Origin of the sequence: Streptomyces longisporoflavus (assembly GCF_014649775.1) — a bacterium.
Lineage (GTDB): Bacteria > Actinomycetota > Actinomycetes > Streptomycetales > Streptomycetaceae > Streptomyces > Streptomyces longisporoflavus.
In genome coordinates this window covers 80,273-106,501 of sequence record NZ_BMTR01000005.1, presented here as the reverse complement: position 1 = coordinate 106,501, position 26,229 = coordinate 80,273, and the positions used below count along the sequence as shown (strand labels likewise).

21 protein-coding genes are annotated in these 26,229 nt (G+C 72.4%); 13 read left to right on the top strand and 8 right to left on the bottom strand.

All coding sequences use genetic code 11. The annotated features are described in order from the left end of the window. Nucleotides 1-40: 40 nt before the first annotated feature. A complete protein-coding gene (locus tag IE226_RS11920; protein ID WP_190081095.1) occupies nt 41-499 on the top strand; it encodes a MarR family winged helix-turn-helix transcriptional regulator in 459 nt (152 codons plus the stop codon). Nucleotides 500-523: 24 nt separating this feature from the next. Here IE226_RS11920 and IE226_RS11915 read toward each other — a convergent pair whose 3' ends face one another. The 4 genes from IE226_RS11915 to IE226_RS11900 all read right to left on the bottom strand — a co-directional run bounded on the left by IE226_RS11915 (nt 524) and on the right by IE226_RS11900 (nt 3,772). Then, the gene (locus IE226_RS11915; RefSeq protein ID WP_190081094.1) at nt 524-1,246 is read right to left on the bottom strand and encodes an SCO2400 family protein; all 723 of its coding nucleotides are present in this window, start codon (nt 1,244-1,246) and stop codon (nt 524-526) included. Nucleotides 1,247-1,414: 168 nt separating this feature from the next. Further along, nucleotides 1,415-2,263 (bottom strand): SMP-30/gluconolactonase/LRE family protein, encoded by an 849-nt coding sequence (locus tag IE226_RS11910; protein WP_190081093.1) that lies wholly within the window; start codon nt 2,261-2,263, stop codon nt 1,415-1,417. A gap of 27 nt (nt 2,264-2,290) precedes the next feature. Continuing rightward, a complete protein-coding gene (locus IE226_RS11905) occupies nt 2,291-3,613 on the bottom strand; it encodes a PucR family transcriptional regulator (protein WP_373306932.1) in 1,323 nt (440 codons plus the stop codon). A 6-nt stretch (nt 3,614-3,619) separates the two neighbouring features. Beyond that, on the bottom strand, nt 3,620-3,772 hold the full coding sequence (locus IE226_RS11900; RefSeq protein WP_190081092.1) for a hypothetical protein: 153 nt from the start codon (nt 3,770-3,772) through the stop codon (nt 3,620-3,622). A gap of 202 nt (nt 3,773-3,974) precedes the next feature. Here IE226_RS11900 and pgfA point away from each other — a divergent pair, with 202 nt between their 5' ends. The 10 genes from pgfA (at nt 3,975) to IE226_RS11850 (ending at nt 16,604) form a co-directional block, all read left to right on the top strand. Next, the gene (gene pgfA / locus IE226_RS11895) at nt 3,975-5,009 is read left to right on the top strand and encodes a cell envelope lipid trafficking protein PgfA (protein ID WP_190081091.1); all 1,035 of its coding nucleotides are present in this window, start codon (nt 3,975-3,977) and stop codon (nt 5,007-5,009) included. 280 nt (nt 5,010-5,289) lie between these two features. Then, nucleotides 5,290-6,525: a glycosyltransferase family 4 protein gene (locus IE226_RS11890; protein WP_190081090.1), complete on the top strand. Its 1,236-nt coding sequence runs from the start codon at nt 5,290-5,292 to the stop codon at nt 6,523-6,525. Beyond that, nucleotides 6,522-7,241 carry a class I SAM-dependent methyltransferase gene (locus tag IE226_RS11885; RefSeq protein WP_229870791.1) on the top strand — a complete coding sequence of 240 codons (720 nt, stop codon included), beginning with the start codon at nt 6,522-6,524 and terminating at the stop codon, nt 7,239-7,241. The genes IE226_RS11890 and IE226_RS11885 overlap by 4 nt, the downstream gene beginning before the upstream one ends. Continuing rightward, nucleotides 7,232-11,791, top strand: a complete 4,560-nt coding sequence (locus IE226_RS11880; protein WP_444546076.1) for an alpha-(1->3)-arabinofuranosyltransferase domain-containing protein — start codon at nt 7,232-7,234, stop codon at nt 11,789-11,791. The genes IE226_RS11885 and IE226_RS11880 overlap by 10 nt, the downstream gene beginning before the upstream one ends. Continuing rightward, nucleotides 11,788-13,281 (top strand): condensation protein, encoded by a 1,494-nt coding sequence (locus IE226_RS11875; protein ID WP_190081088.1) that lies wholly within the window; start codon nt 11,788-11,790, stop codon nt 13,279-13,281. The genes IE226_RS11880 and IE226_RS11875 overlap by 4 nt, the downstream gene beginning before the upstream one ends. Further along, nucleotides 13,278-14,012: a class I SAM-dependent methyltransferase gene (locus tag IE226_RS11870; protein WP_190081087.1), complete on the top strand. Its 735-nt coding sequence runs from the start codon at nt 13,278-13,280 to the stop codon at nt 14,010-14,012. The genes IE226_RS11875 and IE226_RS11870 overlap by 4 nt, the downstream gene beginning before the upstream one ends. Nucleotides 14,013-14,028: 16 nt before the next feature. Further along, complete coding sequence (locus IE226_RS11865; RefSeq protein WP_190081424.1) at nt 14,029-14,934, top strand: hypothetical protein; 906 nt, start codon at nt 14,029-14,031, stop codon at nt 14,932-14,934. Next, nucleotides 14,934-15,161: a Trm112 family protein gene (locus tag IE226_RS11860; RefSeq protein ID WP_190081086.1), complete on the top strand. Its 228-nt coding sequence runs from the start codon at nt 14,934-14,936 to the stop codon at nt 15,159-15,161. The genes IE226_RS11865 and IE226_RS11860 overlap by 1 nt, the downstream gene beginning before the upstream one ends. Continuing rightward, nucleotides 15,158-15,997: an FkbM family methyltransferase gene (locus IE226_RS11855; protein ID WP_190081085.1), complete on the top strand. Its 840-nt coding sequence runs from the start codon at nt 15,158-15,160 to the stop codon at nt 15,995-15,997. Before IE226_RS11860 ends, IE226_RS11855 begins: the two co-directional genes overlap by 4 nt. After that, nucleotides 15,978-16,604 (top strand): hypothetical protein, encoded by a 627-nt coding sequence (locus tag IE226_RS11850; RefSeq protein WP_190081084.1) that lies wholly within the window; start codon nt 15,978-15,980, stop codon nt 16,602-16,604. The genes IE226_RS11855 and IE226_RS11850 overlap by 20 nt, the downstream gene beginning before the upstream one ends. Here IE226_RS11850 and IE226_RS11845 read toward each other — a convergent pair. From IE226_RS11845 to IE226_RS11830, 4 genes are all read right to left on the bottom strand, one after another. Beyond that, nucleotides 16,552-17,739 (bottom strand): Cmx/CmrA family chloramphenicol efflux MFS transporter, encoded by a 1,188-nt coding sequence (locus IE226_RS11845; RefSeq protein ID WP_190081083.1) that lies wholly within the window; start codon nt 17,737-17,739, stop codon nt 16,552-16,554. The two genes, IE226_RS11850 and IE226_RS11845, sit on opposite strands and share 53 nt — an antisense overlap. A gap of 310 nt (nt 17,740-18,049) precedes the next feature. Further along, a complete protein-coding gene (locus tag IE226_RS11840) occupies nt 18,050-18,934 on the bottom strand; it encodes an ATP-grasp domain-containing protein (protein WP_229870789.1) in 885 nt (294 codons plus the stop codon). Between the two features lie 186 nt (nt 18,935-19,120). Further along, a complete protein-coding gene (locus IE226_RS11835; protein ID WP_308429455.1) occupies nt 19,121-19,333 on the bottom strand; it encodes an HAD hydrolase-like protein in 213 nt (70 codons plus the stop codon). A gap of 512 nt (nt 19,334-19,845) precedes the next feature. Further along, nucleotides 19,846-23,592: a S8 family serine peptidase gene (locus IE226_RS11830; RefSeq protein WP_190081082.1), complete on the bottom strand. Its 3,747-nt coding sequence runs from the start codon at nt 23,590-23,592 to the stop codon at nt 19,846-19,848. A 289-nt stretch (nt 23,593-23,881) separates the two neighbouring features. Between IE226_RS11830 and IE226_RS45050 the strand changes: the two genes are divergently transcribed. After that, on the top strand, nt 23,882-24,427 hold the full coding sequence (locus IE226_RS45050) for a CU044_2847 family protein (protein ID WP_229870788.1): 546 nt from the start codon (nt 23,882-23,884) through the stop codon (nt 24,425-24,427). Beyond that, nucleotides 24,424-26,172: a VMAP-C domain-containing protein gene (locus tag IE226_RS11820; protein ID WP_190081081.1), complete on the top strand. Its 1,749-nt coding sequence runs from the start codon at nt 24,424-24,426 to the stop codon at nt 26,170-26,172. The genes IE226_RS45050 and IE226_RS11820 overlap by 4 nt, the downstream gene beginning before the upstream one ends. The last annotated feature ends 57 nt before the right edge of the window (nt 26,173-26,229 follow it).

Here is a 26,229-nt window from a genome sequence, read left to right as displayed (position 1 = left end):
GATATTTCATGATGTCAAGCAACGGGGTAATCTGGAGTACATGGCCACCACCAGCTCCCGTTCCCCGCGCACCGACCCCCTGACGCTCGAAGTCGTCGAGCTCATCGGCACGGTCGTCGCGCGCTACCACGAGGAGTACGACGCCGCGGCGGGCAAGCACGCCCTCACCGGGGCGCAGGCGCGCGTCCTCGGGCTGCTCTCCCTGGAGCCCCTGCCCATGCGTCGCATAGCCAAGAAGCTGAAGTGCGAGCCGTCGAACATCACGGGGATCATCGACCGGCTCGAGGTGCGCGGACTCGTCGAGCGGCGGCCCGACCCCGCCGACCGCCGCGTGAAGCTGGCCGCGCCGACGGAGGAGGGCCGGACGGTCGCCCGCAGCCTGCGCGAGTCGCTCGACTTCGCGCGCGAGCCGCTGGCCGAGCTCTCCCGCGAGGAGCGGCTCTCGCTGCGCGCGCTGCTGCGCAGGATGGTCGGCGAGAACGGCGAGGGCGGGGCCTGACCCTCCCGCCCCGGGGCCGATCGCCTACGTGCACCACCACAGGAAGCGGTCGCACGTCTCGGAAGGCTCCGGCTCGGGTGTCGGGTCCGGCTGCTGCGTGGTCGGCGGGGGTGTGGGGCGGGTGGTTCCGGGGGTGTCCGGCGAGCCGGGGGTGCCTGGTGCGGAGGTCGTGACCGGAGCGGAAGAATCAGGGTCCGGGTCCGTCCCGGCTTCGTCCGGCTTCTCGCCGTCCTCGGCCTTCTTCGACTCCCTGGACTCCCTGGACTTCTTGTCCTTCGCGGACTCGGACGCCGATGCGGATGCCGAGGGGCCGGCCGATGTGTCCGCTGCGGACTCGGCCTCCGCCGCCGTACCGCTCTCGGGGTCGTCCGGGGTCCGTGACGCGGACTTGCCCGTTCCGCCGTCCGGGGACGACGCCGCCGCAGGTTCCTCCGAAGGGCCCTCGATGCCAAGCTCGGCCAGACTCAGACCGCCGGCCGCGAGCGCGAGCCCGGCGGTGATCAGCAGGACCTTGCGGCGTCTGCGCCGGTGCGCCCGGCGACCGCGCTCCCGACGCCCCCGCTCCCGCTCCCGGCGGCGGCCCCTGCCGCGCGGGGTCTCGCCGTCGGACGCGCGCCCGGAACCGTCCGGTTCGCTCTGCGCGGTGACCGCCTCCGCGTACTCACGGCAGGCATCGGCCGGGGTTCCGCACCCCGGGCAGGCCAGGGCGCCGTTGAGGTGCCGGTGGCACGGGTGGCAGTAGTCCATGAGGCATGGAGGCTAAGTGAGCCGCGGGTAACAGAGGAAGCCGCTGCCGTGAAGGTTGTGTGCGGAATCGAATATTCCGAGGGAGTCCGCTTCCGCTATGGGGCAAACCGCCTCTTCCGCGCCGGCCGCGGGAGCCCCGGCCCTCGTGGGTCCCGGGACGTGGCCGTCCTAACCGGCGAACGGCGGCTGCTCCAGGCCCTGCCCGGCGTCCGGCACGACCAGCACGGATCCGGACAAGGGGTGCGGCGCCTCAAGTCCCGTACAGGCGGACGTGATGTAGAGGTCGCGCAGACCCGCGCCGCCGAACGCGCACGCGGTCGGGCGGGCCACCGGGAGTTTGATCACCCGGTCCAGGGCGCCGGAGGGGGTGTAACGGCGCACGGCCGCTCCGTCCCACAGGGCGACCCAGACGCAGCCGTCGGCGTCGACGGCGAGCCCGTCCGGGTATCCGGCCTCGGGCTCGATCGCCACCAAGGTCCGTCGCGCGGTGGGGAGTTGGTCCTCGCCCAGGTCCAGTACGTCGATGCGCCGGGTCAGGGTGTCGATGTAGTACATCAGGCGGCCGTCCGGGCTCCACCCCGTGCCGTTGCTGACGGACACGTCGTCGAGGACCTCGGTCACGGTGCCGTCGCCGGTCAGCCTGATGAGGTTGCCGCCGCCCGTCGCCTCGTCGTAGCGCATCGTGCCCGCCCAGAGCGAGCCGTCGGGGGCGACCGCCGCGTCGTTGCCCCGGCGGCCCGGCACGGGTTCGTGGTGCAGCCAGCGGAACGCGCCGCCGTCGGCCATGGAGTCGTAGAGCGCGACGCCGTCCCGGAGGTTGACCACGAGACCGCCGCCCGCGCGCGGCTTCGCGGCGCCGACGTGCTGCTCGGTGGCCATGACCGAGCGGCGTCCGTTCGACGGGTCGTACGTGTGCACGCGGGAGCTGAGAATGTCGACCCAGATCAGCCGCTGGGCGGCATGATCCCAGGTGGGGCCCTCGCCGAGTGCTGCCTGCGCGCGTACCGCTATGTCCATTGCCGCAGGCTACCCGCACACCCCCGCTCAGCCCACCCGGCCGAGCTCGCCCCGCAACCTGCGCGCCCTGAGCACCAGTTCCAGCTCGAAGCGGCGGTCGGGATCGTCGACCTCGTCGCCCCACAGCTCCCTGATCTGCCGCAGGCGGTAGCGCACCGTCTGCGGATGCACGCCGAGGCGCGCCGCGACCTCCGGTGCGCCGCCCCGCGTCTCCAGCCAGGCGAGCAGCGTCTCGGCGAGGCGGCGGCCGTGCGCGGGGCCGCAGTGCGCGAGCGGGGCGAGGCAGCGGCGGGCCAGGTCCTCGATGAGCTCCTCGGGCTGGAGCAGGACCAGGGCCTCGGTGTGCTCGGTGCAGTGCAGGACCTCGCCGGAGGGCAGCAGTCCGCGTTCCATCAGACGGACCGCGGCCTCCGCCCAGCGCAGTGACTTCGCGGCGTCGGCGAGCGGTACGGGCGGGCCGATGGCGCCGGACCAGCCCGTCATGGCGCGCCGCAGGAGCTCGGGGCGGCCCGCCGCTTCGGGGTCGGGGACGACGAGGCGGGGTTGTTCGGCCTCCATGTCGAGCAGCACGCCCTGGCCCACGGCGGGCGCCACGGCGTCCCTCGCCGGGCGAAGCAGTACGCCGACGGCGACGCGCTCGGGCAGCTGCCAGCCGACGCGGGCGGCCCGTTCGTCGAGCGCGCTGCGGGCGCCGGGCTGCCGCTGCCCGGAGTGCGAACCGGAGCCGGAACCGAAACCAGGACCGGAACCGGGATCGGCCGACGATCCGGCCCCGGATTCGCCGCGCCGCTCGGAGAGCAGGAGCTCCATCAACTTGCGTTGCAGGCGCAGCCGTTCGCCCTCCTGCCGGGCCGCGGCCTCGGCGTACCCGCGGACGGACTGGTCGACCAGGCCGTCCAGATACTCGAAGCCCGACTCGGCGAGTTCGTACATGGCAGGCGGCGGGATCTCGATCTGCTGGCCGATCTCCGCGAGGCGGCGCCAGGCGAGCCGTACGCCGAGCCGGTAGATCGCCTGGAGCGAGTCGAGACTGCGGCCGTGCAGGCCCTCGCCCCTGCCGAACTCCTGGAAGACCTCCAGCGGATAGCGGGGGCGCCCCTCGGCGGACGCGATCTGCTGGACGAACCCCTCCAGGGCACGGCGTATGCCGATGAGCGCCATGGGCTCGCCCGAGTCGTCGAGGACGACGGGCAGGCCGGGGTACTCGGCGCGGATCTCCCGCAGTATGTCCTGGGCCAGGGCGGGCACTTCGTCCAGGGCGAGCGCCGCGAACCGCCTGACGAGCACGGGCGGTACGTCGCGCCAGGCCGAGCGGACGGACAGGGAACCCTGGCTCTCGGTCACGGGCACGGCCACTCACTGTCCCCGAGGGGGAGTCTCGTAGTGCACGAGTGGCGTGTTGGGCTGGTCCGGTGTCGCGCCCAGGAGAGCGACGATGCCGAACGCGGCGCCCACGGCGAGTGCCGCGGCGGCCACGACGGTCAGACCGGCGGCTAGCAATCGGTGCATGTCTAGGGTCAGCCTCTCTGCTGGAGGTCGTCCCCACCCTGGTCGTGCGGATGTCAGTTGACGTCAGGCGCACAGTCCCTTACCGGCCCCGTCCGGCAAGTGCACAGTCTCATCACGGCATTGACACTTCGTCAAGGGTCCGCCTAGCGTTCCGGCCCCATACGGCTCGGTAACACTTCTCACCCGCCCCCAGGAGTGCCGGATGCGCCGCACAGCTTCACCCCTCTCGCTGATTCTCCTCGGTCTGGGCGTTTTTCTGCTCGTCCTGGCCCCGATGCTCGCGTGGTACGTCGAGCCACGAGCCAAACGCACGCCCGTCGACATCGACACCACCACCGTCTTCAAGGGCACGGGCAGCTATTTCGACACCGACAAGATCAAGACCGTGCACGACAAGAACCTCACGATCACGCGTCAGGTGCGCGGCGACGTGGACGACAGCAACGACGAGCACGCGGTCTGGGACGTGGTCACGTCCGTCGATCCGGACTCGTCGCTTCCGGCCGCCGACCCGCACGACTCGCTCCAGTTCACGACGGAGCGCTGGGTCACCGACCGCAAGACCAACAGACCGGTGCACTGCTGCGACGAGAAGCCGTACTTCGAGGGCGAGGCCTACCTCAAGTTCCCCTTCGACGTGCAGAAACGCTCCTACATCTGGTGGGACAACACCCTGGGCGCGACCGTCCCGCTGACCTTCCGGGGCACCAAGAAGATCCAGGGGTACGAGGGCTACCGCTTCACCGCCAAGGTGAAGCCGGCCAAGACCGGGACCCGTCTGGTGCCGGGCCGTCTGGTGGGCCAGCCCCGGCGCAGCAACGTGCTGGCCGAGGAGTGGTACGCCAACCACGGCGTCGAGCTGGTCGCCGACAAGCGCACGGGCCGGATCATCTACGCGGCGATCGGCCCCCGCAAGACGCTGCGCGCCCCCGGCTCGGACAAGGACGAGACGGTGCTGCTCGACAGCAAGCGCATCGCGTTCACGACGAAGACGCAGAAGGCGCAGGTCAAGCTCGCCGACGACGACAGCAGCCGGCTGGAGCTGATCGGCGTGACGCTGCCCGTGGGAGCGGCCGTGCTGGGTGGGCTGCTCGCGATCGCGGGAGGCGTCCTGGTGCTGCGGGGACGACGGTCCGACAGCGGGACACAAGGGACGAACGGCCCGGGCAGCGCGGCGGAGCCGAACGGTCCGAATGGCGATACGTCCCCAACCACCCTGCAACCCAGCACGATGTGATGAGACGTCAGCCGTTGAAAGCCCAGAACTTGTCACTTCGGTGAGTAGCCGCGTCGAAGACTGCGGCGAAAACTAACGACCCCACCCCGAGCACAGTCCCCGCACCACCCCGGCACAGTCCGAGCACGGCACGCCCCCGCACGGCACATACGCGTACAGCACGTACGCGTAGAGCACGCCCCCGCACAGTCCGAGCACAGCACGTCCGCAAGCGACCCCCGAACGGTGCAACCCCCCATAAGCGCCTCACGGTTCCGCACCCTGACGAGTTGGAGCACGCATGCCCCAGCACGTGCCTTCTCCGCTGCGCGCCGCCACCCCGCGGGTCGCGCAACGGCTTCCGGCACTTCCCCCGCAGCCGGGCCGAATCGTTTTCCTGGCCCGCCGCGATCTCGCGAACCCCGCCGCGGGCGGATCCGAACTGCTCGTCGACCGGCTGGCCGACGGCCTGAGCAAGCTGGGCCACGAGGTCACCCTGCTGTGCGGGGGCCCTGCGGCCTTCCGCGACTACCGCGTCGTCTCGGCGGGCGGCGACCTCGGCCACTATCTGCGCTCGCGTTCCGCCTTCACCCGGCAGGTCGGCGACTGCGACCTGCTGGTCGAAGTCTGCAACGGCATGCCCTACCTGGCGCCGCTGTGGCACCGCGGGCCCACGCTGTGCCTGGTCAACCACGTCCACACCGATCTGTGGGGGATGCGCTTCCAGGGCGCGCTCGCCCCCGCCGCCCGGCTCGGCCGAAGACTCGAACACTGGTCGCTCTCCGGCGCCCAGCGCGGCAATCTCCTGGTGGCCGTATCTCCGTCCACGGCCACCGCGCTGCGCGCGATAGGCGTCGAGCGCGAGCGAATACGGATAGTCCACAACGGGGTCGAGGAGCCGGGCACACTGCACCCCCGCTCCGACGAGCCGCTGTTCCTCGCGATGGGACGGCTCGTCGAGTACAAGCGCATCGACCTGCTCCTGCGCCTCTGGGAGCGCGTCAGACCCGTCACCGGAGGACGTCTGGTGATCGTGGGCGACGGCCCCGAACTGGGGCGGCTGCAACAACTCGCCGGTCCCGGCGTGGAGTTCAGGGGCCATGTCTCCGAGGCGGAGAAGCACCGGCTGCTCTGCGAGGCCTGGATGCTGCTCCATCCCTCGGCCGTGGAGGGCTGGGGCCTGGTGATCACCGAGGCGGCGACCCGTTCGACGCCTGCCATCGGCTTCGACGTACCGGGCGTACGTGACTCCATCGAGGACGGCGTGACGGGGCTGCTCGCCCGCGGCGAGAGTTCCTTCGCCGCCGCCTGGTGCACTCTGGCGCTGAGCGCGGAACGCAGGGAGACCTTCGGCAAGGCGGCGAGCGAACGGGCCACCGGCTACCGGTGGGCCAATACCGTGCGCGAGTTCCAGGCGGTGGCCGCCGAGGCGGTCGCCGCGCACCAGACGCACCAGACGACGAACCAGACAACGCACCGGACGACGAGCCGGTCCGCGCACCCGTCCACGCCCGGGGCATCCCAGGGGTCCGTGTGAAGGACCCGTCCCTGCGCCGTTCCGTCACCCTCTTCCGGGCCTTCATGCGCGAGCAGCAGGAGCCCGAGCGGTGTTACACCCTGCTCGCACGTGACGCCGCCGACCAGGTCGAGGCCTACGGACCGGTCAAGGGCCAGGTCGTCGTCGATGTCGGCGGCGGCGGGGGCTACTTCACCGAGGAGTTCCGGCGGCGCGGCGCGCAGAGTTTCCTCTTCGAGCCCGACCTGGCCGAGCTGGGCGCCAAGCCGCCGGAGGGCGCCGTCGTCGCCGACGGCTATCTGCTCCCCCTGGCGGACGGCGCGGCCGACGTCACCTTCTCCTCCAACGTCCTGGAGCACGTCGACGATCCGCAGACGTTCCTCAGCGAGATGGTGCGGGTGACCAGGCCCGGCGGTCTGATCTACGTCTCCTTCACCAACTGGTACTCGCCGTGGGGCGGCCACGAGTGGGCGCCCTGGCACTACCTGGGCGGCGCCCGCGCGCGGGCCCGCTACGAACGGCGTACCGGCAAGGCAGCCAAACACACGCTCGGCGAGAACCTCTTCGCCCACCACGTCGGCCCGACCCTGCGCCAGGTGCGGGCGAGGGGCGACGTGTCCGTCGTGTCCGCACGGTCCCGCTACTGGCCCTTCCTGGCCGGTGCCATCACCAAAGTGCCGGGTGTACGCGAGTTCGCCACCTGGAATCTCCTCCTCATCCTCAGGCGGTGTCCATGACCACGGTGCAGGCCCCACCCCCGGCGTCTGTCCGGCCCACGGCTGACGCCCCCGAACCCGGACGGGGGCCGCGCTCCAAGCGCTGGCTGTTCGGGTTCTGGGCCGTGGTCTTCGTCCTCTTCCTGGTCGTGCAGCCGGGGCGGATGACCTTCGACACCAAGCTGGGGGTCGCCGTCGACCCCTGGCAGTTCCTCTCCGACCTGGGCCAGCTCTGGCATGACCGGGGCGGCTTCGGCGGCATCCAGGACCAGTACGTCGGCTATGCGTGGCCGATGCTGCCGTTCTACGGTCTGGCGGACCTCGTCCAGCTCCCGGTGTGGCTCGCGGAGCGGCTCTGGCTCTCGCTGATCGTGGCCACCGCGTTCTGGGGCGTGCTGCGGCTCGCCGAGCGGATGCGGATCGGCAGCGGTTCGAGCCGCCTGCTCGGCGCGGTGGTGTACGCCCTGTGGCCGACGTTCACGGTGGTCGTCGGGTCGACGTCGGCCGCGGCGCTGCCCGGCGCCCTGCTGCCGTGGGTGCTGCTCCCGCTGACGAACGACCGCGTCAGCGCGCGCTCGGCCGCCCTGCGCTCGGCGCTCTTCATCCCCTTCATGGGCGGCGTGAACGCGGCGGCGACGCTGGCGTCCCTGCTGCCGGTGGGCCTGTATCTCCTTTCCAGACCGAACGGACCGCGCAAGCGGAAGCTGATCCTCTGGTGGGTGCCCGGCGTCATCCTCGCCACCGCCTGGTGGGTGGTGCCGTTGTTGATGCTCGGCATCTACGGCGAGAACTTCCTCCCGTACGTGGAGACCTCGGCCACCACGACCGGCACGATGTCGGCCACGGAGGCACTGCGCGGCGCCGGCAACTGGGTCGCGTACCTCAACTTCGGCGAGGCGTGGCTGCCCGCGGGGTGGACGGTCGCGACGGCCGGGATCGTCGTGGTCTGCTCGGCGTTCGCCGCCGCCCTGGGTCTCGCCGGGCTCGCGCGGCGCGACGTGCCCGAGCGGCGCTGGCTCGTCCTGACCGTGCTCTCGGTCGCCCTCGTCACGCTCGCCGGTTACGGCGGCGCGTTCGGCGCTCCCTTCCACGACACCGTGCAGTCGTGGCTGAACGGCGGGCTCGTCCCCTTCCGCAACATCTACAAGTTCCAGACGGGCCTCGCGCTCGCCCTGGTCTTCGGTCTGATGCACCTGGTGGGCGTGGCCGCGCAGTCGCGCGGGGCGCGCCCGGTGCGCGGACGGCGCTACGCCCCGCTGATCGCCGCCCTGCTCGTGCTGCCCGGCCTCGCCTTCCCCTATCTGAACGGCTCGATCCTGCAGCCCGGCTCGTTCAAGAAGCTGCCGACGTACTGGCAGGCGACGGCCGACTGGCTGGAGAAGTACTCCCCCGACTCCCGCGCGCTCGTGGTGCCCGCCACCGCGCACGGCATCTACACCTGGGGCTCGCCCATCGACCAGCCCCTCGACGTGCTCGCCGACTCGCGCTGGGCGCAGCGGGACTACGTACCGTTCGGCACGCCCGGCAACCGGCGGGCGATGGACGCCGTGGAGCAGGCGCTCGCGACGGGCGGCGCGGTCCCCGGCCTCCAGGACTACCTGACGCGCGCGGGCCTGTACTACGTCGTCGTACGCAACGACCTCGACCCCGACCAGATCGGCAACGTGCCGACCTCGACCGTGAAGCGGACCCTGGAGGAGTCGGGCTTCGACCGTGTCACCGGCTTCGGTCCGACCGAGACCGGCGGGATCATCCCCAACGACACGCCCCTCCAGGTCGAGGGCCTCTACCCGCGCGAGCGCGCGGTGGAGATCTACGCCCCGAAGTCGGGCGCCGAGCGGCCGGGGCAGGCCGGGATCAAGCCGGTCTCGAACACGGCCGTGGTGAGCGGCGGCCCCGAGGCGCTGCTCCAGCTGTCCGCGGACCCCTCGATGCGGGACCGTCCCTCCGTCCTGACGGGCGACAACCACCCGGGCGTCGGCACTCCCGCGCTCCAGGCGGTCGGTGACGGCCTGCGCCGCGCCGACACGCGCTTCGGCCTGGTCAGCTCCAACACCTCGTACACATACACAGCGGGCGAACACAACGCGAGCGGCGCCCTCCAGGATCCGGGCAAGAAGCCGCACCAGATCCTGCCCACCGAGGGGATCGAGCACCAGACGACGGCGGTGCTGCGCGGCGCGAAGTCCGTGACGGCGTCGAGCTACGGCAACTGGCTCTTCCATCTGCCGCAGTACGACCCGGTGAACGCCTTCGACGGCAACCCGGCCACGGCATGGGCCGAGGGCAGTCCCGGCAAGCCGAAGGGCGCCTGGATCAAGGCGGAGTTCAGGTCGAAGGAGTCGATCCCGTCCTCGATCAGGGTCATCCCGCTGCCGCAGGAGGGCGTGCGGGCCGCGCCCACCCGGGTGCGGGTGGAGACGGAGCAGGGCAGCCGTACGAGCTTCCTCCAGCCCAACGGCATGCGGCAGCGCATCAAGGCGCCCGCGGGTGAGTCGAGCTGGCTGAAGGTCACCATCGTCGACGCGCAGATCGGCAGGGAGGGTCTGACGGGCGCCGGGTTCTCGGAGATCACCGTGCCGGGTGTGCGTGTGACGAAGCTGCTCCAGCTGCCGAAGGACACCGGGTCCGGCGCGGGCCGCGACGCGGCGGCGGGCGCCGAGGCGACGACGTACTCGATGCACCGTTCGTCCGACCCGGGCGCGCTGAACGCGGTGAACGCCGAGTCGGGTCTGCACCGCCGCTTCACGACACCGGCCGAGGGCGAGTACGAGGTGAGCGCGAGCGCGCTCGCCGTGCCGGGGCCCGAGCTCGACGAGCTGCTCTACAAGGTGGCTCCGGAGCAGAAGGACCAGATCATCGCGAGCGCCGACTCCACGTCGAAGCTCGGCGGCGGTCTGTCCCCGCGCAATCTCACGGACGGCGATCTGACGACGGCGTGGATCGCCGGCGACAGTCCGGTGGTCCATCTGAAGTGGCAGGGCAAGCAGGAGATCGACGAGATCGTCCTGCCCGCGGCGGGCGGGCTCTCGACACGCCCCGAGAAGATCGAGATCAGTTCGCCGGACGGCGCGGCGGTCGCCGGGGTCGACGAGAACGGCAACGCGCGGTTCGCGCCGATCACCACGGACGAGCTGACGATCACCGTCACGCAGACCGCGCCGCTGACGGTCCACAACCCGGTGGCCGACGCCCAGTTGCAGCTGCCGGTGGGTCTCACCGAGGTCTACGTCCCGGCCCTTGACAAGTTCCGCACGGAGCAGCCGCCGGTCTCGGAGAAGTTCGAGCTCGCCTGCGGAGAGGGCCCGGATCTCGCCGTTGACGGCAAGCTGCACGCGACGAGCGCGAAGGGTTCCGTACGGGATCTGGTCGAGCGGCGGCCCGTCGAGGTGACGCTGTGCTCGCGGGGCTCGGAGAACACGACGATGTCGCTCGGCTCCGGCGAGCACACCGTCGAGGCCGGTGACGCGGGCCCGCTCTCCCTCATGGACGTCTCGCTGACGCAGGGGACGCCGGGGGCGGTCGACGAGGAGTCGCGCTCCCTGAACGTCAAGGACTGGCTGGGCGACCGGCGCGAGTTGGCGGTGGGCGCGGGCGCGGCCTCGTACCTCACGACGTACGAGAACGTCAACGACGGCTGGAAGGCCACGCTGAACGGCAAGGAGCTGTCGTCCGTACGGCTCGACGGCTGGCAGCAGGGATTCCTGGTCCCCGGCGGCGAGGGCGGCACGGTCAAGCTGTCGTACGAGCCGTCGCGGATCTACGAGATCGGCCTGATCGGCGGCGCCGCGGGCATCATCGCCCTGATCGCCCTGGTCCTGATCCGGCGCCGCGAGCCGAACCCGGACGGGCCTGATGTGGCGCCGCCCGCGCCGGGTCTGATCCCGGGCACGGTGGTGCTGACGCTGGTGGGCGTGGTGATCGCGGGCTGGTTCGCACTCCTTGTGCCCGTGCTCGCGCTGCTCGCGTGGCGCCGGCACGCGCTGCTCGTCCCGCTCGCCTTCGCGGCGATGGCGGCGGCGGGGATCGTGGCCGCGGTGAACGCCGGTGAACCGACCACGTCCGACGCGGGCGCCTTCAGCCCCGCGGCCCAACTCCTGGCTCTCATAGCGCTGTTCGCGGCGCTGGTGAGTGTGCGGGGCGCCGCCGCGGGCACTCGTTCCGACGCGGGTGGCACCGGTGACGGTGGCGGGGCCGGCGCGTGGGAGCCTCCCCCGCACCAGCCGCCGCCCGCCGCTCCCCCGGTGATGCCGCCGCCCCCGGCCGGCAGCACGCTGCCGCTCGGGCCCGACCCGGACCCGGGTACGACACGGCTGCCCCGCCGGAAGCGCGGGGAGAGCGGGCCGGGCGCGGAGGCGGGAGGTGGCGGCAGTATGGACGCGGGTGGCGCACAGCGGGCCGCGAGTTCGACCATCTCCGCCAGGGGTCCCGCGTCCGCCCAGCCGGAACTTCCGCCGCCGGGCGCGCGAACCGCGCGGACCACGCGCTTCAGGCGGCGCAGGACAAGGACGACGGAGGGGCTCGCGGGAGCCGCGGCGCCGTCCGCCCCCGGGGAGGACAACGACCGATGACCGCACTCGATCAGCCGGCACGTCACGCGGACGGACCCGAACGGCGCCCGGAGCGCGTGCCGTTCCCCGTCGTCGACGAGGTCGCCCGGCACTGCCTCCAGGAGGAGGAGCCGGAGACGGTACACATCGAGGTCCACCTGCCCGGCACCCCGGACCCGGCCCGCCTGAAGGCCGCGTTCGCCGAGGCCCTGCGCCGCCACCCGCGCATCCTGATGCGGGAGGCGCGGGGGCCCTGGTACCGCCGCCGCTACGAGTGGGAGCTGACGGCGGAGCCGGACGTGGAGGTGGTGACGTTCCCGCCCCCGGAGCGGGACGCCCTCAAGAAGGCCCGCACCCGCTCCCTCTCCGAGGCCCCGCCCTTGTCGTCGTCCCCTCCGATCCGCCTGGAGGTGATCGCGGCCGAGGAGGTGCCCGGCACGGCCGCCTCCGCCGGGAGTGACGACCGGGGCCGTGTCTCCGGCGACGTGGCGGTACCGGCTGCCGGTGCGGCCGGCACCCGGCCGGGCGGGGACAGCGGCCCGGCCGGCGAACCCGACGCTCCGGGGGCCGGCAAGGGCAGCGTCCTCTTCCTCACCATCAACCACACCGCCCTCGACGGGCCCGCCTGTCTGCGTGTGCTCGCCACCGCCGCCGAGTTGTACGACGGGCAGGACAACTCGCCCGCCGCGCCTCCTGTGCGTACGCCTTCGTCCTCCGCGGCCGAGAGCGGCGCGGAGCCCGTCGGGGACGCGCCCGGTGGCTGGGCTCCGCCTGCCCGCGTCTCGCGCGGCACGCCCGAGCCCTCTCCCGGCAACGGCATGCTCGTCGCCGAGCTTGCCGTCCCGCGGCGTCCCAAGGGTGCGCCGTTCACCGTGAACGACCAGCTCATGGTGGCGACGGCGCTGATGATCGCGCACTGGAACAGGGAGCACGGGGCGCGGCCCAAGCCGTTTCGCATCACCATGCCCGTCGACGACCGCCCCCGCAGCATGGACATGCCGATCGGTAACGGCACCCGCCTCGTGGAAGTGCCCTTCAGCGCGGCCGAGTTGACCTCGGAAGACTGGGGCCCCGAGGACATCGGCACGCTCCTGCGCCGTACCGCCGAACGCACCCGCACCCTCAAGGCACTCCCACGCCCCCAACTCGGCCGCAGCGCCGCCCTGCTGACCTCGCCCGTCCTGCCCGTCACGCTCAGAGCCGCCGTCACGCGCGGCCTGCGCAGGGCCGCCGCGCCCTGGACGTCCACGACGCTGCTCAGCAACATCGGGCGTGTCCCCTACCCCCTCGACTTCGGCGACGCCGGGCGCGCGCACGCCGTCTGGTTCTCGGCGCCCGCCCGGCTGCCCCGCGGCCTGACGGTGACCACGGCGGCCACCGCCGGGCGCCTGCACGTCGCCCTTCGCTGGTCGAAGTCCCTGCTCAGCAGCGGTGACGGCGCCCACCTGCGCGACCTCTTCGAGCACTACCTCCACGCCACCGAGCACACGGAGGAGGGAACGAAGCGATGACGAGCACCAGTACCGCGCCCCGCGACCTGCGGGACTTCTACGAGGACCCCTCCGTCCCCGTCGCGTCCGGCGACGCCCGCAGCCTCCGCCAGGCCCGGATGCTGGCCGAGGCCATCGGCCCCGCCACCACCCGCACCTCCGTCGTCCTGGACATCGGCTGCGGCGACGGCACCGCGGCGGCGACCGCCGCGCCGCTCCTCGCGGGACACCGCGTGGTCGGCGTCGACTGGTCCCAGGACGCGCTCAAGCGGGCCCACGCACAGCTGCCGTACGTCGTGCGCGGCGAACTCACCGACGGCGGGCTCCCGTTCGCGGACGGTGCCGCCGACGCCGTGCTTTTCAGCGAGGTCATCGAGCATCTCGTCGACCCGGACAGCGCGCTCGACGAGCTGCGCAGAGTGCTCAGGCCGGGCGGACACCTGATGCTGTCCACGCCCAACCTCGCCGCCTGGTACAACCGCGGGCTCCTGCTCGCGGGGGTGCAGCCCGTCTTCTCGGAGGTCAGCCTGCGCGGCATCCACGGCCGTCCGGGCAGCGAGGTCGTCGGGCACCTGCGGCTCTACACCGCCCGCGCGCTGCGCGAGTTCGTCGCCGCGTCCGGCTTCGAGGTCGTACGGGTCGCCGGTGCGCCCTTCCACGGCGTACCGCGCCCGCTGCGCACCCTGGACCGGCTCGCCTGCGCGGTGCCGAGCGCTTCGTCGATCCTGCTGCTACACGCCCGAAGGACGTAACGCCATGTGGTGGGGTGTGACCGCCGCACTGCTCGCGAACGTCCTCTACAGCACGGGGTTCGTCCTGGAGAAACGTGCCCTCACCGCGATGCCGTCCGTCAGCGTGCGCAGCCCGGCACGGCTGCTCAAACAGGTGATCTCCAGCCCGCTGTGGATCGGCGGATCGCTCGCGCTCGCCGCCGGGTTCGGCGCGCAGCTCGCCGTCTACCGGACGCTGCCCATCGCCGCGGCGCAGGGGATCTTCGTCTCCGGGCTCGTGCTCCTGCTGCTTCTCTCCTCCGTGCTGCTCGGGGAGCAGACCTCGGGGCGCGAGCGGTACGCCGTCGGGGCCATCCTCCTCGCGCTGCTCATGGTCGTCCTCTCGCTGGACGAGGAGGCGGACACCGTCAGCCGCGGCGCGCCCGTGCCGCTCGTCCTCACCGTCTGCCTGCCCTCGCTCGCCGCGGGAGTGCTGCTCTACGGTTCGGCCGAGCGCCGCGCGAGGCACCGGCACCGGCTCCCGACGACGGGCGTGGAGTACGGGGTGGCCGTAGGGCTCCTCTACGGAGTCAGCTCACTGGCCATCAAGGGCGTCTCCAGCTATCTGACCACGCAGGATCTCGGCTCGGCGCTGCTCCATCTCCTCGCATCGCCGTATCCGTATCTCCTGCTGTTCACCGGGGCGTTCGGCCTGATCATGTCCCAGGCGGCGCTGCAGCGGTGCCGCGCCTCGCTCATCGTCCCGGTCTGCACGACGGTTACCGCGCTGTTCACCGCGGTACTCGGCACGCTGGCGTTCGGCGAGCCGCTGCCCGACGAACCCGTGCGGCTCGCCCTGCGGATCGCGGGCACGGCGCTCGCCGTCTCCGTCCTCCTCGCCATGCCCAAGCACGACGCGCCGCCACCTCAAGCGACGTCACCGACCAAGGAGTTGACGAGCTGATGAACCCCGAAGACCCTCTTCTGAAGATCCTCGCCTGCCCGCTGGACAAGGGGCCGCTGCATCTCCTGGAACCCGCGGAACCCCTCGTACCGCAGGAGGTGCTCTACAACCCCAGGCTGCGCCGCCGCTATCCCATCATCGACGGCATACCGCAGCTCCTGCCCTCCTCGGGGGAGCAGTTGTCGGAGGACGAGCACGAGCAGCTCCTGAAGCGGATAACCACGTGACGGGCCCCCACAAGCCCGGGCCGAGCACCCATAAAACCGTGGCCGCCCGCCTCGCCCCGCACCTCCCCGCCCGGCTCATCGCCTCCCTGGCCCGCCTCGTCTATCCCCGCTTCGAGCCGGAGCTCGCCCGTCTCGCGGACCTCTGCCCGCGCGGCTGCGGCACGGCGGTGGACGTCGGCGGCTGGTACGGCCCCTGGTCGCGCCGCCTGGCCTCGCGTGCGCGCCGCGTGGTGACCGTGGAACCCGTCCCGCATCTGGCCCGGCTCCTGGAGACCTCCACGCCGGGCAACGTGCGGGTGATCCAGGCAGCGGCCACCGACCGCCCCGGCACGGCGCGGCTCTGGCTGCCGCAGGGCGACCGCGGCGACCGCGGGGTCTCCTCACTCATCCGCAGGGACATCCACGCCAAGGCGGTCGAGGTGCCCTGTCTCACCCTGGACGGGCTCGGCCTGCGCGACGTCGACTTCATCAAGATCGACGTGGACGGCAACGAACTGCGGGTCCTGCGCGGCGCCCACGATCTGCTCACCCGCGACCGTCCCGCTCTGTTCGTCGAGCTGGAGTCCCGCATCCAGCCGATCGGGCCGATCGTCGACCTCCTCACCCGGCACCACGGCTACCAGGGCTGGGTCCTGCCCGAGCACACCTGGCTGCCGCTCGCCGACTTCGACCTGGAGGCGCACCAGAAGGACACGTCGTACGTCGTGTCGCAGGGGCTGCTGCGCCGGGTGCTCACCCCGCGCAGACCCCGGTACGTGAACTCGGTCCTGTTCCTTCCCGGCGGGCGCCGCCCGGGGGCGGCTGCGGTGCGCGACCATGGAGCGCATGTCCGCTAGCTCCGCCTCCGGGTCGAGGCCGCCCTCCGGCCCGTTCACCCCTCTCGACTTCCAGCTGGTCCTGCTGCGCCGCATGGCCGACCACAATCCGGACCTGGTGGAGGCGGCCCGGCACGAGCTCGGCGTCTCCATCGCGGACATGCGCGAGGCCAACCGCCGCTGGCAGGCGATGACCCGTTCCGCCCGCTCGCGGGGCGCGGTCTCCCGCTACCGCTCGGTGCTCGGCGCCCCCGAAGCCACCCTGGCCCGGCAGATCGGCGACCTGGAGTGCGAGGCGCTGCTGTGGCCGGTGCCGCTGTGGCCGTCCCTGCGCTTCGAGGTCCTGCGCGCACCGAACGGCGCGGTGTGGAACGAGTGGCTGATCCGCGCGCCGGGCGCTCCGGGGCCCGCGCTGCACACCCTGGACGACCTCACCCCCTGGTCGTGCACGGTCGACGAGGCCGCCCGCGCGTTCGCCCCGGCCCGCCCCATGGAGGGCACGGCACCCACGCGCTGGCGCCTCGCCTTCACGGCCCCGGACGGTGCGGGTCAGCCGCGGCGGTGCGTGGCGGAGTTCACCTGGGGACTGGTGCAGCGGCTGTCGCTTCCCGACTCCCCCGGCGGCTGACGCTTCCGAGCGCCATGACCCCGGCCACCAGGGCCAGCGCCACGAGCAGCGCGCTGACCCACAGCGGCGAGCGGTGGCCGAGCCCCGCCGCGAGGGCGAGTCCGCCGCCTGCGGGGCCGATCGCGGCGCCCACGTTCAGCGCGGCCGTCGCGAAGCCGCCGGAGAGGGTGGGGGCGCCGGTGGCCGCGTACAGCGCCCGGGTGATCAGGGCGGAGCCGACGCCGAAGGACAGCGCGCCCTGGACGAGGACGAGCACGACGGCGGCCACCGCGTTCTGCGCGGTCAGCGCGAAGAGCACCCACCCGGCGAGCAGCGCGACCCCGCCGGTGAGAAGGAACGTCACGGGCCGCGCGTCCGCGAACCGCCCCGCGACCGTGACCCCGATGAACGACCCCGCGCCGAAGAGCGCGAGCAGCGCGGGCACCCTGGTCTCCGGGAACCCGCTCACCTCGGTGATCACCGGCGAGAGGTAGGTGAACGTACAGAAGGTCGCGCCGTTCACCAGCGCTCCGAGGAGCAGGGTCACGACGAGACGCGGCTCGCGCAGCGCCCGCAGTTCCCCGCGCGCACCGGACACCCGGGTGCCGGACGCACCGCCGGGCACGGATCGCAGGATCGCGAGGAGCGCGGGCACGGAGACCAGCGCCACCGCCCAGAAGGCGGACCGCCATCCCCAGAACTGCCCGAGCAGCGCGCCGCCGGGAACACCCGCGACGCAGGCCAGGGTGACGCCCCCGAGCAGTACGGAAGTGGCCCGCCCCTTGGCGTTCGGCTCGACCATGTCGACGGCGGCGACCAGGGCCACCGCGAGGAATCCGGCGTTGGCGAGCGCGCCGACGACACGGGTGCCGAGCAGCACGGCGAAGCTGCTGGTCAGCGCGCCGACGACGTGAACGAGCAGGAAGGCGACGAGAAAGCCGAGCAGCGCGGTCCTGCGCGGCCGGCGACGGCTGAGGAGGGCCATCGCCGGGGCGCCGATGACCATTCCCACGGCGAAGGCCGAGGTCAGGGTGCCCGCGGTGGAGAGGGATACGTCGAGGTCGGCGGCGATGTCGGGGCCGAGACCGGAGAGCATGAACTCGGATGTGCCTTGCGCGAAAACGGCAAGTCCGAGCATGTAGAGGGAAAATGGCATGAAGGAACTCCGCAACCACGTCAGTGATCGACCGGCGGGACGGACGGATGTGCGCCGGCCGGGGGAAGGAAACGTCGGCCCGTGCGGCGGCGAAGGGTCCGGTGACGTGAGCGAGGCAGCGCCCTGACAGGGGCGCGGAAAACGACGCGCCGAGCCACGGCGTAGGCGCAGTTTGACGCTGGTTTCCCGCGGAACTACTCAGCCACCGGACATGCCGGCCGGTGGCTGGAGTCTGTCGGACTCGGGGCTGGACATGGCGGCAGGGTATGCGGATCCCGGCCGCCACGTCCATCCGGTTACACCGCGTCGGCTATCCGGCGGCGGCGAGAATCCCCTCGGTCACCGCGGGCAGCGAGCCCGCGTGCAGGTCGAGGTAGAGGTTCGGCTCGACGAGTCCGAGCTCCAGGACGCAGGGCCCGTCCCCTTCCGCCCCGTCGACGAGGTCGACGCGCGCGTACAGCAACTCGGGCGAGCCCGGCACCGCGGCCAACACCTGCTCGGCGAGGGCGAGTTCGGCGGGCGTCGGCTGCCAGGTCCGGAGGTCGGGACGCGGCATTGTCCGGTCGTCGTACGCCGTGCCCGGAGCCAACAGGGCACCCTTCCGTACGGCGTGCAGGAAGCGCCCGCCGACGTACACGAGTGCGCGTTCACCGGTCTCGTCCACGCGCGGCATATAGGGCTGGACCATCGCGGTGAGCCCTTCGCCGTGCAGCCGCTCGATGTGCCGTACGGCGGGCTCGTATTCGCCCTTCTCGTACCGGGCGGCACTGCGCGCGCCCGCCCCGGAGGCGGGCTTGACGACGAACGCGCCGTCGTCCGGGATCTCCACCGCGTCACCGGGCGCCAGATAGCGCGTGGGCACGACGGGCACCCCCGCCGTCGCCAGCGCCTCCAGGTAGCGCTCGTCGGTGTTCCACCGCACCACGGACGCCGGGTTGGCCAGGACGGTGAGCCGTGCGACGCGGCCCGCCCAGGCCACGAACTCGGCGAGGCGCGAGCCGTGATCCCGGGCGGACCGTATGACGACGAGGTCGAACCGCTCCCAGTCGACCCTCGGGTCGTCCCAGGACACGGTGGCGACTTCGGCGCCCGCGTCGCCGAGCGAACGCGCAAGCCCGGGGAGGTCACGGTCGACGCCGGTCTCCAGCTGGGGCCTGCTGGTGACCAGGGCGATCGTGGGGCGGTCTGGTGACACGGAGGCCTCCTGGGTTCGATGATCCGCCCCGCAGGCTAACAACTCCTGGACGTGTACCCGACAAGCCCCTTGCCCAGGTCAGCGAGGCATTGAGGCGCGCGGGCGGCATGGTCAGCGAGGCGCACGGTCCGCGTGGTCAGCAAGGCGCGCGGGCGGCATGGTCAGCAAGGCGCGCGGGCGGCATGGTCAGCGAGACCCGTCGACCAGGCGAAGCACCGCCCCGAGCCCCCGCACGGCTCCCGGCGCCGCACCACCCGGCAGGACATAGGCCCGCAGCCCCGCCCCCGCGGCACCACCGTCCTTGGCGGGGTGATCGCCGACCATCAGGGCATCCGCGGGGGCGACGCCCAACTCGGCGCAGGCGTGGGCGAAGAGGCGCGGATCGGATGATGAAGGCACCCATGCGGTGACGCGCACGCGGCGCCCCGGGGGAGCGGGGCGCCGCGTGGCGTGGCTCAGAGGATGAAGACGCTCTGAGCGGTTGGATGCACATGCCCTCAACGCGTGCGCCCTCCAACTCTCTTCACCGCCCTGGCCCCCGATCTCGAAAATACGAACACGGGAGCAGTTGTTCCCTTGAACAGGTGATCGTTCCGGCAGGGATTGCATGTGACGCATGTGATTGACGATGATTACGGAACGCAAGCGACGGGCTGCAGACCGTAGTTGCCGCGTGACCCGGCCCATGTCCCATACGAGGGCCGGGAGTTGGAACATCCTGAGAAAGTCCCACAAGGAGAAGCACCACCATGAACATCATCACTGACGTCGTCGCCGGTATCGCCCACTTCCTCGGCTGGCTGATCTGACGTCACCCGCAGACCGTCCGGAGACGCACCCGGATACTCACGCAGCGGCGCCGCCTCCCCCGTCCCAGGGGAGGCGGCGTCGCCGCGTTCGGCCGCCGTCCGCTACTTCACCCCCACCGCCCGCACGATCTCCTGGGTGACGGAGCCGCCCCGGTCGTCCTTCGCCGAGGCACGCAGCGAGACGAACTCCGCGGACCCGGGCACCTTCAGCTTCCCTTCCCACGCGGCCCCGCTGCCGCGCCGGTCGAGGCCGACGCTCTTCCAGGTCTTCCCCTCGTCGTAGGAGACCTCCAGCTTTCCGCCTCCGACGCTCCCGGTGCCGACAGCCCCCTTCACGTACTCGGCGAAGATCCCGACCCGCACGGAACGCCCGCCGCGCACATCGCCCGCCAGGTCCGTGTCCACGTCGAAGCCGAGGTTCAGCAGGGGCAGGAACGTCCTGCGGTCGACCGCCGTCTCCTTCGACTCGAAGGTCCACTCCGAGTGGCCCTTCGTGGCGAGCCGCCACCGCCGCGGGTCGAGCGTCGTGTCCGTCACGACCTTGTACGTCGTCGGCGCGGGGTCCGCGTCCCACACGTACACACCCGAACTCTTCTTGCGGTCGACCAGCTCACCGTTCGCGTAGACCTCGCTGACCTGCGTCATCGAGTCGTCGTTCCACACGTCGCCGAAGCCCGTGTGATCGGGTCCTGAATCGCCCCAGCCGGGGACGTTGAACTCCAGGTTGTTCCCGGTCCGCGTCTGGCCCCAGCCGAGCCCCGTGCCCAGCCACGGATGCCACACGGGCTTGAACCAGTTCAGCTCGCCGCGCTTGCCGCCCCGGTAGCCGACCAGACCGCTGCGCTCCTCCAGGACGCCGGGCCCGACCGACACCGACTCGTGCCACAGCTGACCGGCTCCCGTGGACGCGTGGTCCGTACGCTCGACCGGGTAGTCGATCTTCTCCTGGAAGCCGAACCCGACGGAGAAGGTGTCCGTCAGCGAGTAGCGGAACTCGCCGCCCGCCACCGGCTTCACCGCGTGGAACTTCGTGTCCAGCACGGCAAGTTCACGCTTCGACGGCTCGTAGGTGAGGTCGCGGGGCACGGCTCCCTTGTGACCCTCCGACACGTCATAGACATAGGGAGTGCGGGGAGTCGCCGTCGTGTGCACGGTCCGGCCCGCCTTCGCCGCCGCGCGCAGCCGCGCGCCGTCCGCCGCATCGACCGTGCCGATCTGGAGCGGGCGGTCCGCGTTGTCGTCCGTTCCGAACCAGGCGTTGAGCCGCCCCGGCACGTCGTCGGTCACGAACAGTGCCTTGGCGCCCGCGTCCTGGGCGGTCTGCGCGAGCTGCGCGGCCGTCCCGTCCGCAACCGCCGGCCGCCGTACGACGACAGCCTTGCCCTTCACGTCCTTGCCCGCGTAATCGGCCGCCGTACCGCCGCCCGCGTCCACGAGCCGCAGCTCGCTCCGCCCTTCGGTCACCGTGCCGCCGGGCTGCGCGACCACCTCGCGCAGGCCCCGCACGTCCAGGGTCGGCTTGCCGAGGCGCCAGACGGTGCGGTACTCGAAGCTGCCGTCGGTCACCTTCTCGGTGGGCGCCGCGAAGACGCTGTCGTACTTGACCGGCACCTGGACCGCGCCCTGCAATTCGGCACCGTTCGCCCGGCGGTCGTACTCCATCAGGAGCTGGCGGGTCTCGGTACGCTTCCCGACGTCCACGCCGACCTCGCGCAGCTTGCGGCCGTCGAGGGTGACTTCGCGGTCCCTGTCGAGGATGATCTCCGGCGCCATGAGGAAGCCGAGGCCGAGAGAGTCCTCACCCTTGCCGCCGCGCACGTCGAGGAAGGAGGAGAGGGCGTACTTTCCGGGCTCCAGGCGCAGTTGGAGGGTGCCGGAGTCCCCGACCTGCGCCTGGACGGGGTCGACCTGCCCGGCGAGCCGCTGGAGCACGAGGCCTGCCCCGGTCGCGGCGCCGTCCCGGTCCTTGACGCGGACGGTGAGCGTGTACCGCTCCTCCTCCTTGACCAGGCCGAACGCGGTGTGCGCGACCGGCTTCCCGGCGGCGCTCGCGACGATACGACCGCTGGTGTTCCCGACGGGCGCCTTCGCGCCGTCACCGGTCACCGTGGTCGACGCGGTGCCGTGCGCGGGGACGGTCAGCGTCTTGTCGGCGAGGGTCGCGACGCCCTCGGCCGCACCCTCGGCGGACAGGCTCAGTTCGACGGCGGCGTCCGACGAGTTGGTGTACGTCACCGTCTTCGTGACGGGCTTGTTCTCCTCGTACGGCCAGGAGTAGAAGCCGAGATCGGCGCTTCCGGTCGCGGTGAGGCGGGCCCCCACGGCATCGGGCACGCTGACGCGCCCGGCGCCCAACTCATAGGCCGATGAGTCGAGTTGCTTCGACGTCGACATCAGCGCGTCCTTGAGGCGCGCCCCGCTCCAGTCCGGGTGCTTCTCGGCGAGCAGGGCGGCGACGCCCGCGATGTGCGGGGTGGCCATCGACGTACCGCTCATCTCGGTGTAGTAGCCCTCGCCGGTGACGAGTTGCGAGCGGGCGGCGAGGATGTCGACGCCCGGCGCCGACAGGTCGGGCTTGAGGGCGTTGTCGCCGTAGCGGGGGCCCTGGCTCGTGAAGTACGCGGCCCGGTCGGCGGAGTCTACGGCGCCGATGGTCAGCGCGGAGTCCGCGGCGCCTGGCGAACCGATCGAGGAGGGTGCGCCGTTGTTGCCCGCGGCGACGACGAAGAGGGCGCCGGTGTCCTCGGAGAGCGTGTTGACGGCGGCGGCCATCGGATCGGTGCCGTCGCTCGCCTCCTGCGAACCCAGGCTCATCGAGACGACCTTGGCGCCGACGTCCTTGGCCGCCCACTCCATCCCCGCGATGATCTGCGACTCGGTGCCGGAGCCCTCGTCACTGAGGACCTTGCCGACAGAGAGGTCGGCGCCGGGTGCCACGCCCTTCTCCTTGTCGCCGTCGGATCCGGCTCCGCTGCCGCCGACGGTCGAGGCCACATGGGTGCCGTGGCCGTTGCGGTCGGCGACTTCCTCGCCCGGTATGAAGCTCTTGGCGGCGCCCACCCGGTCCTTGAGACCGGGGTGGCCGAGGTCGACGCCCGTGTCGAGCACGGCGACCTTGACGCCCTTGCCGGTGAGCCCGGCCTCCCAGGCCCCGGGTGTGCCGATCTGCTCGTTGCTCTGCGCCATGTCGGCCTCGACACGGCCGTCGAGCCAGATCTTCTCGATGCCGTCGGCGAGGGCGCCGCCCGAGTCCGAACCGGCCTTCGTACGCGTGGCTTTGGAGGCGCCGGGCGCGACGTCCCGCCAGAACGTGCCGGGCTTGTCCGCCTTCACCGCCACGCCGCCCACGCTCGGCAGCGCGCGCACCTTCTCGGTGCCGCGGGGCGTCGCCGGGCCCGCGTCGCGGCGCGCGCTCTTCTCGTACGTGACGATGAGCGGCAGCGCGCCGCCCTTCTCGTCCCCGAGCCCCTGGCGCATCAACTCCGTCACGTCGAAGAGGCGCTTGTCGAGGGTGCCCGCGCTCAGGTAGGGCCGCGCCTCGTCCGGTACGACGGTGATGCGGTCGCCCGCGATCTCGCTCCGGACAGCGCCGGTGGCCCCGGTCGGCCGGTCGACGGTGACGGTCTTCTTGCCGCCGCCGAGTTCCGTGACGGTGACCTTGTCGCCGGTCACCAGGGTGACCGTGTGAGCGGCCCTCGCGGCGGGGGCGGCGGGAACTGCGGGGGCGGTCCGCGCCCGCGGTCCGTCCGCGGGCGCGGCGGTGGCGCTCTGCCCTGCCGGGAGCAGCGCGAACGCGAGGCCGACGGCAGGCAGCAGCCTCGCTCTTCGCCGGGGGAATGATCGGGTCATGGGTGCCCTCTCTTCGTCGGACCCGGGCGGGGGTGGTTCCCGGGCGCTGCGAAGAGTGTCAGGGGGCTTGTGTTGCGGGGGTGTTGACCGGTGCTGGCGGGAAGCCGCCAGGGCACCTTCCCGCCAAGTCCACCGTTCCCTCCTGCCCCCGCCGGTGCGCCCGCGATCACCGTGACTGGGGTGATGACCGCTGGTGATGCCCGTTGGTGATGACCGTGATGACAGGCGCGAGGACCATCCGTAACAATGCGGTTGGCAGGTGCGATGAACGCTCGACGGGGGCATTTTGATGGATGATCTGGTGGAGTTCACGACCGACGACGGCGGGCACGTCGTCATGGCCGACGTGGACGACACGCACGGCTCCCGCCTCGTCTCCCGCGGCGACGGCCCCTCCCGCGCGGCCCGCACCTTCGAGGAGTCTCTGGCCGGGGCGCGCGCCGCCGCGGAGTCGGCACTGCGGGTCTTCCGTGACGGCAGCCTGCGCCCGGACTCGGTGGAGATCGAGTTCGGCGTACGGATGTCGGCGGAGGCGGGCGCGGTGATCGTCAAGGGCACGGCGGAGGGCCACTTGGTGGTACGCCTGGCGTGGACACCGGACGGGTCGGCGGGGGCGGCGCCGGGCGGGTCCATGGGGGCGGCAGGCGAGTCCGCAGGGGCGGCAGGAAGGGCCGCGGGAGCGGCAGGTCGGGCCGCGGGAGCGACAGGTCGGGCCGTGGGAACGGCAGGCGGCACCGCGGGAACGGCAGGAGAGACCGCGGGAGCGGCAGGAGGGGCCGCGGGGGCGTCCGCCGCGTCGCCCGTGAGCCCGCCGGAGGTCTCCCCCGCACGATGAGCAGCGCATCGTGGCATGCCCGCATTGCGTGCGGGGGCGAGGCCGGGGCCGGGTTCCTCGTGTCCGAGCGGCACGTCCTGACCTGTGCGCACGTCGTCCGCGACAGCGCCCGCGCCCCCGTCGCCGTCTCGTTCCCGCACCGCGAGGACCTCGGGGAGGTGACCGCGGCCGTCTGCGCCCACGGCGGCTGGGACGGACGGAGCGACGACCTCGGTGACCTCGCCGTCCTGGAGCTGGAGCACACGGTGCCGCTGCGGCCCGCCGAGTTCGCGGCGCCCGAGGAGGCGTACGCCGAGCCCCGCCCCCGGCTCCTCGTCTACGGCTTCCCCAAGGGCTACCGCGAGGGCACCCTCGCCGAGTACCGCGCCACCGCCGCCCAGCGGATCGCCGACGAATGGGTGCAGCTGGAGGCCTGGAGCGCCCACGGACAGCCCCTGGCACCGGGGTTCAGCGGCTCGGCGGCCACCCTCGCGGACAGCAACCGCGTCGTGGGCATGGTGTCGGCCGCCTCCCGCGCGGCCGGCGGCGTACGCAACGGACGGATGCTGCCCACCTCCGTCATGGCCCGCTACTGGCCCCCGCTCGGCGACCTGATCCCCACCCCCGGCCACCAGCGGACGGCGAAGGAACGGCTGCGCGCCCTGGTGGAACGGGCTGCGGCGGCCGGCGTCGCCGGCGATCCGGAGCGCCTCTACCGCGACGCGGTGGGACCGTTCGACCCGCCCGTGCCGCCCGGCGGCTTCGGCTCGCTGTGGTCGGCGGCGTGGTACGTCCTCTCGGAGGTCGACGACCCCGACGTGGTGACCCGCCTGGCCGACCGGCTCGCCATGCAGCTCGAAACGGCGACCTCACCTGGCGGGCCCGCCGGGATCGCGGGGACCGCCGGGAGCGCCGGACCGGCGCCCGGCGAGTTGCCCGTGTGGTCCCCCATCCTCGTCGAGATCGACCACAGCGGGGCAGGCGACGACCAGTTCCTGGTCGAGGTGTCCGCGTACCGCGAGGGCCTGCGCCACCCCGTCGGCTCGGGCACCGTCGCCGCGAGCCACGTCCGCTCGTACGTCCAGGAGCGTGTCGACGACGCCTTCTCCCATCTCACGCCCGGTACGGACGAGTTGCTGGCCTTCGTCCTGCCCCGCGCGCTGCTCAACTGGCCGGTGGCCCAGTGGGAGTGCGGCGCCGACGACCCGACCCCGCTCGGCTGCTCGTACCCCCTGGTCGTGACCGACCGCTCGCGCCGCAAGGGCGGTCTGCGCCACCGGCTCGCCCGGCAGTGGGAGCAGCTGGACGGCCGGGCCACGACCGTCCTGCACCGCGTCGAGTGCGGCACCCGGGAGAAGCCGAACAAGCTGCGCTTCCGGCTGCGGCAGGACGGCGCGGATCTGGCGGGCTTCGCGGCGCCGCCCCGCGCCGACCGCGCCGGTCCCGACGCCGACGTGACGCACTTCGACGTCTCGCTCACCGTGCCGGTACCGATGCTGCTGTGGCCGCGCACGGGCTGCGAGGACGCCGAGCACCACCGGGACGACATGGGCTGTCAGGGCTCCGACTTCCTCGACCGGCTTGCCGCCCACCTCGACGGTCATCGGCCCGCCGAACTCCCGCGCACCATCATGTCGTTGCGCGAGAGCGCCGACGCGGCCGACGAACCCGACAAGCACTGGGCGAGGGACGTCCAGCTCCTCTGGGACGACCCGCGCTGCTTCCCCGACGCGCCCCCGGCCCACCGCCACTCCCCGGTCGCCTGAGTCCGCCGGCGTATGGGGACCGACGCACGAGACCGACGCACGAGACCGACGCACGAG